Origin of the sequence: Citrobacter sp. LUTT5, assembly GCF_009905315.1 — a bacterium.
Lineage (GTDB): Bacteria > Pseudomonadota > Gammaproteobacteria > Enterobacterales > Enterobacteriaceae > Citrobacter > Citrobacter freundii.
The window spans coordinates 4,345,628-4,359,047 of record NZ_CP047606.1 but is presented as its reverse complement, the minus strand read 5'-3'; the positions used below and the strand labels follow the sequence as shown (position 1 = coordinate 4,359,047).

The 13,420-nt window shown below is 51.1% G+C and carries 3 protein-coding genes; all 3 read left to right on the top strand.

Annotation, left to right across the window (positions count from 1 at the left end; all coding sequences use genetic code 11):
• Positions 1–2: 2 nt before the first annotated feature.
• Genes GUC46_RS20855 through GUC46_RS20845 form a run of 3 tightly spaced genes read left to right on the top strand, consistent with a single transcriptional unit; the run spans position 3 to position 13,398 of the window.
• Positions 3–4,937 (top strand): class I SAM-dependent DNA methyltransferase, encoded by a 4,935-nt coding sequence (locus tag GUC46_RS20855; protein ID WP_160180687.1) that lies wholly within the window; start codon positions 3–5, stop codon positions 4,935–4,937.
• Positions 4,937–11,278: a DEAD/DEAH box helicase gene (locus GUC46_RS20850; RefSeq protein ID WP_160180685.1), complete on the top strand. Its 6,342-nt coding sequence runs from the start codon at positions 4,937–4,939 to the stop codon at positions 11,276–11,278. The genes GUC46_RS20855 and GUC46_RS20850 overlap by 1 nt, the downstream gene beginning before the upstream one ends.
• Positions 11,275–13,398, top strand: coding sequence for an ATP-dependent helicase (locus GUC46_RS20845; RefSeq protein ID WP_160180683.1), 2,124 nt, complete (start codon positions 11,275–11,277; stop codon positions 13,396–13,398). Before GUC46_RS20850 ends, GUC46_RS20845 begins: the two co-directional genes overlap by 4 nt.
• The last annotated feature ends 22 nt before the right edge of the window (positions 13,399–13,420 follow it).

Here is a 13,420-nt window from a genome sequence, read left to right as displayed (position 1 = left end):
TTATGGCGCTGGTCGGTATTAATAACGAAAACGAATTTTACTCCAACCACTATCTGGGCGAAGTCTTTACCAGCGACATCCGTGATGTTCTGGAGCCTTGGATTGAGCAGGAAAATGCCGCTCGCGAGGCTGAACGCGCTGCCCGTGAACAGGGCAAAGAGGTTGAGGCAGGCTACCGCGCGCCGTGGAACCAGCTTAACAGCCTGGCGACAGAGTTTTTCCGCAAACTCACTGATCATGAAAAACAGCGCCAGATCCCGCAGCGTCTTGCCGATCAACGCACTCGCTGGCAGCCGCTATTAAAGGCATTGGGTTATGAACTCAATCCGCATATTCAGATGCTGGATGACGATACGCCTTTGCCGGTACTGGCTCGTTACAACAGCACCGACGGCAGTCCGTGGCTGTGGATTGTCGAAGCACATGACCAGGAAGAAGGAACGCTGGATCCGCTGGCGCTGTCGCTGCTGACCGCGCAGTTCCCGGCAGATACCGATAAACATAAGCGCGACAGTCTGCGTAAAAAAGCGAACGGCGAATACCGCAGCTGGCAGGATCTGCTCTCCACGGTGGTCTTCACGCAAAATGAACCGCCGCGTTTTGTGCTGCTGCTCGGTAACCGCCAGCTGTTATTGCTGGATCGTACTAAGTGGGCGCAAAACCGCCTGCTGCGCTTTGATTTTGAAGAAATTTTAAGCCGTCGTGAAACGGATACGTTGAAAGCGACGTCGGTGTTGCTACACAAAGATTCGCTGTTGCCAGGCAGCGGTGCACCGTACCTCGATTCGCTGGATGACAATTCGCACAAACATGCGTTTGGCGTGTCGGAAGATCTGAAATATGCCCTGCGTGAGAGCATTGAGCTGTTGGGTAATGAAGCGATGCGTTATCTCATCGACAACGAGCTGGCTTATTATACCGGGAAACGTGCTATTAACCCGGATGAGTTGAGCCGCGAATGCCTGCGGTATATGTATCGTCTGTTGTTCCTGTTCTATATCGAAGCGCGCCCGGTACTGGGCTATGCGCCGATGACCGCCAAAACCTATCTGCAGGGCTACAGCCTGGAAACGCTGCGCGATCTGGAGATGATCCCGCTGACCAGCGAAGAAGATCGCAATGGGCGCTACTTCCACGATAGCCTGAATATGCTGTTCAAACTGGTGCGTGACGGCTACAGCGGCGGCGTGAAAATGCAGAGCGACCTGGAGAGCGGCGACCTGATCACTATTCACAGCCATCAGTTCAGCGTGCCGCGTCTGGAAAGCCATCTTTTTGAAGCGAATAACACCCGTATTCTTAACCGTGTGGTGTTCCGCAACGAAACCCTGCAACAAATTATTCAGGCGATGTCGTTAAGCCGCCCGGGTAAAGGACGTTTTAATCGCCGGGGGCGTATCTCCTATCGCCAGCTGGGTATCAACCAGTTAGGTGCAGTGTATGAAGCGCTGCTCTCTTACCGAGGATTCTTTGCCAGTGATGACCTCTACGAGGTGAAAAAAGCCGGAGAAGAGTTTAACGAACTGGAAACGGGCTACTTCGTCAGCAAAGACGAGATCGGCAAATACCACGACGACGAGAAGGTCTACGAAAAAGACGGCAGCCTGCGTATTCATCGTAAAGGCAGCTTTATCTATCGCATGGCCGGGCGCGACCGCGAAAAATCCGCCTCTTATTACACCCCGGAAGTGTTGACCCGCTCGTTAGTCAAATATGCCCTGAAAGAGCTGTTTAAAGAGCAGATTGATCCGATTACCGATCTGCACGCCAAAGCCGATGCAATCTTAAACCTCACCGTGTGCGAACCGGCGATGGGCAGCGCAGCGTTCCTTAACGAAGCCATCAACCAGCTGGCGGAAGCTTACCTGTTCCACAAACAGCAGGCGGAAGGTCGCCGCATTCCTCAGGATCGCTACACCCAGGAGCTGCAACGGGTGAAAATGTACATTGCCGATAACAACGTATTCGGCGTGGACTTAAACCCGGTGGCGGTGGAACTGGCGGAAGTGTCGCTGTGGCTGAACGCCATCAGCGGCGATGCATTTGTACCGTGGTTTGGCTACCAGCTGCACTGCGGCAACTCGCTGGTTGGCGCACGCCGTCAGGTGTTCAACAAGAGCGAGCTGACTTACAAAAAAGCGAAAGATCCGAGCTGGCTTAACAGCGAACCGGCCGAGCTGGCGATGAATATTCCACGCGAAGAGAAGCAGATTTTCCACTTCCTGCTGCCGGACAGCGGCATGGCCAACTACAGCGACAAAACCGTTAAGCAGCGCTATCCGGATGATTTCAAAGCGTTGGATAGCTGGCGCAAAGAGTTTACTAAAAGCTTTGCTCCACATGAGATTGTTGATGTGCAGCGCATCAGCGGCAAAGTGGAAGCACTCTGGAACACGTTCCGTCAGCAGCTGAAAGCCGAGCGTCAGAAAACCGCCGACAATTACCCGGTATGGCCTGCGGAAAATACGGCTCAAGTTCGCTCTTCTTTAAGCAGCAAAGATGAAACCTTCAGTGGCCGCCTCGAAGATAACAGTACCTATCAGAAACTGCGCTGGGTGATGGACTACTGGTGCGCGCTGTGGTTCTGGCCGATCGACAAAGCGGATGAACTGCCGGATCGCGGTATGTGGCTGATGGAGATGGAGACTCTGCTCGACGGTATTGTCGTCACGGAAAGAGTGATAGAAAGTACAGAACAGGCCACCGGCGATCTGTTTGCCGACGAGGGCATGGTGCGTGAAGAGTCTTCGCTGTTTTCCGGTGCAGGTCGCCTGAAAACCGATGTGCTGTTCCGCCATTTGCCGCGTCTGGCGATTGTTGATGCGCTGAAAAAGCAGCACCGTTTCTTCCATTGGGATCTGGAATTCTGCGATCTGTACGCCGAGCGTGGTGGTTTTGACCTGATGCTTGGAAACCCGCCGTGGCTGAAGGTGGAATGGCAGGAAGCGGGTGTGCTGGGCGACTACGAGCCGGAGTTTGTTCTAGGCCGATTAAGTGCCTCAAAGTTGGCGACATTACGTCATGAAATCTTCAATCGAATTTCGCTGCTCGAAAATGCCTGGCGCAACGAGTATGAGGGTTGCGAAGGGATGCAAAACTTCCTGAATGCGCAGCAGAACTACCCGGTGCTACGCGGTGTGCAGACTAATCTGTATAAATGCTTCCTGCCGCAGGCATGGCGCTTAGGGGCGCAGAAAGGCGTGGCAGGGTTCCTGCATCCGGAGGGGATTTATGACGATCCGAAAGGCGGGCAGTTGCGTGCGTCGGTGTATCCGAGGTTGAGGACACATTTTCAATTTCATAACGAATTGAGTCTTTTTGCTGAAGTGCATCATGCAACGATGTTCAGCATTAACGTATATGGACCGCAGAATACAACACCGTCCTTTATTAATATGTCAAATGTTTACGCAGTAAGCGCTATTGATGCCTCTTTTGAACACAACAATGCAGGCCCTGTTCCTGGTATCAAAGATGAGCAGGAAATTGAAGGCAAAATCAAAGTTTCCTGGAATACGTCGGGCCACCGTTCACGTCTAATTCATATTGGTTTGAAGGAGCTCTCTTTATTTGCTCGTCTGTATGACAGCGAAGGAACGCCAGCCTGGCAGGCACGTCTGCCAGCTTTGCACGCAGAACAACTTGTTGCTGTGCTGGAAAAGTTTGCTAATCAGCCGAAGAGATTAGGTGATTTGCAGGGGCAGTATCTGTCTCTGGAAATGTGGCACGAAACAAACCAGCAGAAAGACGGCACTATTGAACGTAAGACACAGTTCCCTGAGGAAGCATCACAATGGGTATTGTCTGGCCCGCACTTCTTTGTTGGGACGCCGTTCTACAAGACACCACGCCAAAACTGTACGTTAAACAGCGATTATGACTGCATGGACTTGCTAACATTGCCCGACGATTACCTGCCGCGCACTAACTATATTCCGGCATGTGATGCACAGGAGTATGCAAAGCGCACTCCACGGGTTTCGTGGAAAGAACAGGATGAAGACGAGCCGAGGAAGGTGACGGATTATTATCGTTTTGTGAATCGCGAAATGATTGGTTCCTCATCTGAAAGAACACTGATTACTACAATCGTGCCTCCGGGCGTAAGCCATATTCACACCTGTTTAAGTACTGTTTTTAGTAACCAAAAAGAACTCTTGGATTTCTTTTGTCAGACTATATCGCTACCGCTAGACTTTAGAGTTAAAAGTACAGGTTCCGGGCATGCTAATATTTCAATGCTTAATCAGCTGCCATTATTAACTAAAGCTGTCTACCGTAAAGCATTGCATACCCGAGCCCTATGTTTAGTATCTTTGGTAAATGATTATGCAGCTCTCTGGGAATCCTGTTATAACTCAGACTTCAACACCCAGCGCTGGAGCCGCAATCTCCCACAACTTCCCCAGGATTTCTTCGCTGATCTGACCCCAGAGTGGCAGCGTAACTGCGCCTTACGTTCCGACTACAGTCGCCGTCAGGCGCTGGTGGAAATCGACGTGCTGGTGGCACAGGCACTGGGTTTAACCCTCGAAGAACTGCTTACTATCTACCGCGTTCAGTTCCCGGTCATGCGTCAGTATGAAGCCGATACCTGGTATGATCAAAACGGCCGCATTGTCTTTACCCCAAGCAAAGGCCTGGTGGGTGTTGGTCTGCCGCGTACCGCGCGTAAAGCGGACCTGAAAAACGGTTTTGTCTTTGATGTCGACAGCCCTGAATGGACCAGCGGCGACTGCACCGATCAAGCCATCGGCTGGGATGATGTCAAGCATCTGCAAACCGGTACCGTTAGCGTCACTTTTGATGACTATACCCGAAGCGACGAAGGCGAGCGCCGTACTGTCACTTGGCAGGCTCCGTTTATCAAACCCGACCGCGAAGATGATTACAAAGTGGCCTGGGCATTTTTTGCACAAGATAAGGAGAGCGCCTGATGCTGCCTTCTGTTGTCAGTCGGCAGGTTGCCGACAGCGTTGCTTCCTTTTTACGGGCAGCCTTCCCGCTTAACAGCCCGCTGTTTAATGGTGAAGAAAACAATAACGTCTCGATGCTGGAGCAATTTCTGGCCCAGCCGGAAACGCTGCTGAAAGGTCCGTATCTTTCCGCTCAGCTGCCGTTTCGTAAAAGTGACTTATCGCTGAATTTCTTTCCCAACCTGACGCTGCCGTTCCCACCACATGCGCATCAGGCGCAGGCGTTCCAGCGCCTGGGTATCGAGGTGCCTCAGCCGACGCTGGTGGCGACCGGGACGGGTTCCGGTAAAACGGAATGTTTTATGTTCCCGCTGCTTAACCATTGTGCTGGGGCATCAGAGGCCGGTGTTAAAGCGATCATCATTTACCCGATGAACGCCCTGGCAACCGATCAGGCCAGCCGTTTCGCTAAAACCATCGCCAGCGATCCGCAACTGCATGGCAAAGTGACCGTCGGCCTGTTTGTCGGCGACAGTGAAATCGAGCCCAGCAAAAAGATGTCTGCGGATAAAGTCATCACCTGCAAACATACCCTGCGTGAGAATCCGCCGGATATCCTGCTAACCAACTATAAGATGCTGGATTACCTGCTGATGCGCCCCGGCGATCAGAAACTCTGGCGTTATAACCAGCCAGGGTCACTGCGTTATCTGGTGGTGGATGAACTGCATACGTTTGATGGTGCGCAGGGATCGGATCTGGCCTGTCTGGTGCGCCGCTTAAAGCATCATATTGGTGTCGATGACAAGCGTTTTGCCTGCGTGGGGACGTCGGCTACCGTAGGTGACGAACTGGGGCAACTACTCGATTACGCGAAAACGATCTTTGATCAGCCATTTAGTGATGACGCGGTTATTCGTGAAGATCGCTACACGGCGGCGGAATATCTGCAAGGTTATACTATCGAGTACAGTCAGTATCCGGGCCAGGATGTCAGCGCTGCGCTGGATCCGCAAACGTACGCCAGCCCGGTAGACTATCTGAACGGACAAATTCCGCTGTGGTTCCCGGATAGTTCACTGCAATTACCTGCCGATCTGAACAGCGATCGCGGACGTGAAAAGCGTATTGAGTTGGGCGCATTGTTACGTCACCACAGCATCCTGCACGTACTGCTGGAGGATTTGCAGGGCGGTATTTTGTCGGAACAGCAGTGCCTGGAAAATCTCCAGGTGATGCTGGCGGAAAGCGCCGGGCATGCGACCCGCGTGCTGCAAAGCATTCTGGCACTGATTGCCCAGGCACGCCTGGAGGTTCCAGAAAAACAGGAAGATCGGGAAAAGCGCCTACAGGCGAATAAAGCACGTCCCGTTCTGCCTTTTGTGCAACTACGTTCTCAGCTGTGGTTGCGCGAGATGCGCCGCCTGGTTGCCAGCGTGTCAAAAACACCTGAGCTTGTTTTTGCTGATGATGTCGCGGTGGAAGATCGCGAACATTATCTTCCTGTTATTCACTGTCGTGACTGCCATGCTACCGGGTGGGCGAGCCTGCGCCATGGTCAGAGCGTTCAACTCGAAACTGATCTGGACGGTATTTATCGTCAGTTCTTCGAAAAAGGCCGTTCTATTGTACTGGCCTTCCCGGATAACAACGATAAACCTGTCAGCGGTGTTCACCAGAAGCTGTGCCCTTCCTGTTTAAAGCTCAATAAGCAATCTAACGTGCAGTGCGGGCATTGTGGCCATACTGGTCTGCTACAAGTACTTATCCCGGATATGCTCAAAGAGCGTAAGGATGAACTGGAATTTGCCAACGAATGTCCGTACTGCAACAGCAAACAAGGTATTTCGATTCTAGGGTCACAGGCAGCCAGCCTGTCAGCGGTGATGATCCATCAGCTTTATGGCAGCCAGTTCAACGAACATAAAAAGCTGATTACGTTTTCTGACTCGGTACAGGATGCCGCACACCGCGCCAGCTTCTTTACCGCCCGAACCTGGCCGCTGATGGTACGTGGACAAATCGCCAGCGTGTTGGGTGAAAAAGAAACGTTACCGTTGGATGCCTTTGCGGCACGCGTCTGCCAGCAGACGCGTGAGCGTTCACCGGATGATGCTCATTTTGCTGCGAGCTTCATCGCGCCCAACATGCAGTGGATGAACGATTACCAGACACTGAAGAACGAAGGCCAGCTGGCAGAGAGTTCCGATTTACCGGAGCTGGTTTCTCTTCGTCTCGACTGGGAGGTATACAGCGAATTTACCCTACGCGCACGAATTGGCCGTACGCTGGAGGCCACCGGTTACGCAGCGGCAGGAATTGATATTACGCGTTTCAATTCAGCGATAACGGCGCTTCACCAACAGCTTGCCGAAGAGCTGGGTGATGAAATGGTTGGGGTCAGCGTTGAGCAGGTGGCACACCTGGTGATTGGCGTTCTTTGGCATCAGCGGCAGGCGGGAGCTGTTTTGCATCCGGCGTTCGAAAGTTATCGGCGTGAGGGTAAGACCTTTATGATGACGCAGAAGGAGCGAACTTCACGCTATATGCCGTCTATTGGTCCGAAAACGCGTAAACCGGCCTATGCCTCGTTTGAAAAAATAAATGGCTTCCATCGACTGATTGGTGCGAAATCCAACCCCAGCTGGTATCAGCATTGGATCAACCGAACGCTCAGCAACGGCAATAATCTGTTTATCAGCAGCCTGGCCGAGACGGTTTTACGACGTCTGTTTGCGACACTGAAAATGGCCGGGTTGGTAAAAGACTTTGACACAAAAGGCAAAGAAGCTTGGGGGCTAGTACCTTCAGCGCTGGTAGTGAGCCGAGATGTTGTTCAGCTAAACTGCTCTTGCTGTCGTGAGGTTGTTCGGGCACCGGCCGATCAGGGGTGGCACTGGCGAAACGCGCCATGTCTTTCTCTGCGCTGTGAAGGCCGCTATCAGGAAACTGAAAATACAGTGACCTGGCACTGGGATAATATGGACATCGCTCGTGTTCAGGGGGCAGAGCATACCGGATTACTGAGCCGTGAAGATCGTGAGGCTACGGAACAATCGTTCTACCGCGGTAATCAGCCATGGAATATCAACCTGCTTTCGGCAACACCGACGCTGGAGATGGGTATCGATGTGGGTGACCTTTCTACGGTATTACTCTGTTCTGTTCCACCCGCGCAGGCTAATTACTTACAGCGTATTGGTCGTGCCGGGCGTAAAGACGGCAATGCGCTTAACATTACGGTGGCTGAGGGGAACCCGCACGATCAGTTCTTCTTTGAAGAGCCTCTGGAGATGATGCAAGGGCAGGTACAGGCCCCTGGTGTGTTCCTGAACGCAACGGCTATCCTGGAGCGTCAGCTGGCCGCATTCTGCATGGACAACTGGGTGAAAACTGGCGTCCCGGCATCTGCTATCAGCAAAAATGTGAAGCAGATGCTGGACGAGCTGGAGTTTGGACACAAATCTGGGTTCCCTTATAACTTCCTGCGTTATGTTGAACAACATCATGCGGATATTGCTCAGCAGTTCTCGTCCATCTTCCCGGATCTTACGGAAGACACTCGTCTACAGTTACTGTCATATTTGCAAGGGGCATCAGGGCAGCGTTCTCTGGTTCAACGTATCGAACAAGCATTAATACTGCTGGTGGAAGATCGCAAATCGTTGCGTTCCCGGATTGATAAACTCAAGCGCAGTATCGACAAGCTGGAGAGCGATCCGCACGATCAAAACTTTGACAGCGATATGCGCGAGTTGACTTCGGAACGTCAGGCGCTGATGGCGCTGGTGAACCAGATCAACAACAAGCAAACGCTTAATTTCCTCACCGATGAAGGATTACTTCCCAACTACGCCTTCCCGGAGGCCGGTATTACGCTGCGTTCTGTGCTGTGGCGGCGTAAAGACGGTGGGGAGACGCGTGAGTATCAGAACACGACCTACGAATACGAACGTCCGGCATCAACGGCGCTGGCTGAACTGGCCCCGTTGAATAACTTCTATGCGGGCGGGCATAAAGTTGAAATCGAACAGATTGATCTTAAATTGTCTGAGCCTGAAAACTGGCGTATTTGCAGCCACTGTAACTACAGCGAGAATATCGATCAGACCGGCGATCAGCATAAATACTGCCCTAAATGCGGCACACCAGGTTGGGCTGATGCCGGACAAAAAACGACGTTACTGAAGCTTCGCCAGGTTTATGCCCGCTCAAGCGCCCGTGACAGCCAGATCAGTGATGAGAGCGATAGCCGAGAACCGGCATTCTTTCAGCGACAGCTGCTGGTCAGCTTCGAAAAAGAGGATGTATCGGCCGCTTATGCCATTGATGAAGGCGAAATTCCGTTTGGCTTTGAGTTTTTGAGCAAAGTGACTCTGCGAGATATCAACTTTGGCAAAATGGCGGATGACGCCAATGAGCTGATGATCGCAGGAGAGGCAAAGAAACGCACCGGGTTTAAAGTTTGCCTCGGCTGCGGCATGGTGCAGCGCCCTCGCGACCATGAACCACGCCATGACCTGAGCTGTAAATATCGCGCTGAACCCGAAAAAGCGAAGTTTGAAGATTATCTCTACCTTTATCGCCAACTGGAATCTGAGGCATTGCGTATCCTGCTGCCAGTGACCAGCTACAGCAACGATCGCGTGGTGGAAGCCTCCCTGGGTGCAGCCATTCAGCTTGGGCTTAAACATTACTTCAAAGGTAACGTGGATCATCTGAAAGGCGTGGTGTATCGCGAGCCGGAAAATGAGGGCGAATCCTGGCGTCAGTATCTGGTGATTTACGACACCGTACCAGGGGGGACTGGCTCACTCAAAGAATTGATGCGTACACCTGACAACCTTCTGAAATTACTTGAGCTGGCCTACAAGGCGCTAGTGGAATGCAGCTGCAACCATGATACGCATAAAGACGGCTGCTATCGCTGTGTTTACGCTTACCGTGACCGCGGGCGTATGAAGTATGTATCAAGAGATCAGGCGCGTCTCTTACTGGCGAAAATCCTGAAGGCCAGTGCTTCTATACGCGTTATTGATTCCATCAAAAACATTTCGCTTGATGCCATGATGGGGAGTGAACTGGAAAAACGGTTCATTCACTGCCTGCAGGATAACAAAAATCTTCTCGTGAGCCGGAGTTATGCCCATCAGAATGCAGGCTGGATTATTAATACCCGTACAGAACCGGCGATGAGCTGGCATCTCAAAGCACAGATTGATTTAGGGGTTAAAGAAGGGGTTGGCATCCTTAGCCGACCAGATTATGTGCTCTACCCTCTGATGCAGTCAGAAAAGATAAAACCGGTAGCAATTTTCCTGGATGGTTTTGCTTTTCATAAAGATAGCGTGTCGGATGATGTCCAAAAACGGCAGGCGATTAAAGACAGCGGTAATTTTTGGGTATGGACACTGACCTGGGCTGACCTTCAAGAACAAGGCATTAAACATGTACAGAATGTTATGGGGCTTGGCCATAATCCGGATATGAAACAGCCTAAGTTTTATAACCTGTTCCATGATACAAACTTTGCTACGCTTGAAGGTTCATTCCGGGAGAGAAACAGTTTTGCACTGCTACTCGATTATCTCTCTGATCCCGGTAATAAAACTATGCTATGGCAGAAAATGGCCGCTGCCTTTGCCTGGGTGTGGCTGGATCCTAAAAAGTCGCAGGATACTGGAGCCAAACAAAAGTACGCCTATGAAATGCAGGAGAACGCTCCCGCTTATCGGTTGAATGCACTTTTGCCTGATGAACCTTTTGTATTTGGTGGTTTACTGGATAGCTGTAGTTCATCACAACAGTTCATTGAGCTGGCAGCTGTTGTACCGCAACAAGCCATTAAATCAACGACAAGCATTGAACAAATGCGAAATTGGTTGAGGCTGCATATTTGCTTTGACGATCGTTATTCCCAGGATGATGGCTATGAAGCCGGATTTAACGGTTTCTGGTGGATGGTGAATTTACTGCAGTTCCTGCCAGATATGACATTTACCAGCCGTAAAGCGGTTCATTTACCGCAGGAGGCTGAAACGGTAAAAATGCAGACTTCGGTTGTAGTGGATATTCAGCCTGACGAGAGCTGGGCAGAAATACTTGAGTTTGGCTTATTGGGCGCAGAAGAAATCGCTTTGCTTCAGTCGTTATCACTACCGGCACCGACGGTTGGATATGAATTGCAGGATGACGATGGCGAAATTATTGCAGAAGCCGATCTCGCCTGGCCATTACAAAAGCAAGCCTTGATTATTGATAATCAGGAGTTTACTGCTTTATTCGCAAGTAAGGGTTGGCACGTTGCATTCGGGCCAATTGACGAAAATACATTGCAGCATCTGTCCGGAGGTGACAAATGACGATTCCAACGCCAAAGGTGGCACTTTCTGATGGTTTTCTGGGGGCTTTTGCGCGGATTCCTAAAGCGCAGCAAAAAAAGGTCCAGGAATTCATCTCTAAGTTCCGCCAGGATCCGACGAGTAATGGGCTGAACTACGAAAAGATCCACGATGCACGCAGCAATAATGTGCATTCCGTGCGTATAGACCAAACCTACCGGGGGATCGTCCTGAAACCTGAGCAGGGTGCTCTGTATATGCTGATGTGGGTGGATAAGCACGACGAAGCCTACGACTGGGCGCGGCGACACGAATGTGCGATTCACCCGGTAACCGGTGCGATTCAGGTGATTGATACCAGCTATATCAAACCTACCCCCGAGCCGACTGTTGTTGATAAACCCAAACTCTTTGCTGCGTATACGGCAGAGCAGATCCTCGCGCTGGGTGTTCCTCCTGTGTTTATTGAGCAGGTGATGGCTCTTGTGGATACCACAGGGCTGAATCAGCTGGAAAGCGTGATGCCTGCAGAAGCCTGGGAGCCCCTACACTGGCTGGCAGAAGGTCTGGATTACCAGGAAGTGCTGGAGGAGTTTAACGATCACCGTGATGAGCCTGTTGATACCAACGACTTTATTGAGGCAATTGAGAGAAGTAAACGTCGTTTCCATGTCGTTGAAAATGAACAGGAGCTACTGCAAATGCTCAATGCGCCACTGGAAAAATGGCGTGTATTCCTGCACCCGAGCCAGCGAAAACTGGTGGAGTCTCCGGCAAATGGTCCGGTGCGAGTGTTAGGTGGTGCAGGCACGGGTAAAACAGTTGTTGCGATGCATCGTGCACGTTGGTTATCCCAACGCCTGGCCGATAAACCCGGTAAAAAAGTTCTGTTCACAACCTTCACCCGTAACCTGGCGGCGGATATTCGCGCCAACCTCCAGCGTTTGTGTAGCCGTGAGGAGATGGCGCGTATTGAAGTTGTTAACATTGATGCCTGGATGAGCGAGCAGCTTAAACGCCATGGATATGATTTCCGCGTGGTCTATGACAGCGATGAAGGGCGACGTAAATGCTGGAACTATGCCTTGCAGCAAGTTCCTGCTGAATTGGGATTACCGGATAACTTTTATTCTGAAGAGTGGCAACGTGTTGTTCAGCCGAATGCGGTTTACAGCCGTGAAGAATATCTGAAGGTGAGTCGTATTGGTCGTGGCACGGCGTTATCCCGTATTCAACGTGCGAAAATCTGGCCTGTGTTCGAAGAGTTCCGGGCACAAATGGCGCGAGCCAAACTGCGAGAGATGGGTGATGCCATGCATGAGGCTATCATTCTGTTTAAAGAAAAACAGGTGCAATTGCCTTATAGCAGTATCGTAGTCGATGAAGCTCAGGATATAGGCGCACCGGCCTTTACCCTTATTCGTAGCCTGGTTCCAGAGTCTCCTAACGATCTCTTTATCGTGGGTGATGGACATCAGCGTATTTACCGCAATAAAGTCGTTCTGGGTCAGTGTGGGATTAACGTTCGTGGGCGCCGTAGTAAAAAACTGAAAATTAACTACCGGACTACAGAAGAGACGCGACAGTTTGCTGTCGGGTTGTTAACCGGCGTTAAGGTTGACAACCTGGATGGTGAAACTGATTCCTGCAACGATTATTTATCATTGCTTCATGGTGAAAAACCCATGATCACTTATGCTTCAGATTTTAAAGAAGAGGCTGCGACGATTATCAAGCAAATTCAGGCGCTGTTAGCCAATGATGTCCGTTCCCAGGATATCTGCATTACTTCCCGCACGAGGCATACGAATGAGCGCTATGTGTCAGCTCTGAATGAAGCGGGAATTGAAACTTTTAATTTAGGGAATGATAGTGGCGACAGTGATCAACGGGCCGGTGTTCGCATTGCAACAATGCACCGCATTAAAGGGCTAGAGTTCCAGTATGTGTTCCTTGCGGGTATCAACGATGGCGTTGTACCGGAAGTAAAAGCCATAGCATCTGACGATCCTGTTGAACAACGTGATGCATTATTTAATGAACGTGCGCTGCTCCATGTGGCTGCAACCCGCGCGGTAAAAGGACTGTTTGTTTCATCTTACGGTAAACCTAGTTTCTTACTGGAGCCTGAAAGCGAGTAATCTAGCCAGATAACCAGAAGCT

Bases quoted from the DNA above. Each gene is read 5' to 3' on its own strand.
- GUC46_RS20845 (WP_160180683.1), top strand. From the start codon at position 11,275: ATGACGATTCCAACGCCAAAGGTGGCACTTTCTGATGGTTTTCTGGGG.
- GUC46_RS20850 (WP_160180685.1), top strand. From the start codon at position 4,937: ATGCTGCCTTCTGTTGTCAGTCGGCAGGTTGCCGACAGCGTTGCTTCC.
- GUC46_RS20855 (WP_160180687.1), top strand. From the start codon at position 3: ATGGCGCTGGTCGGTATTAATAACGAAAACGAATTTTACTCCAACCAC.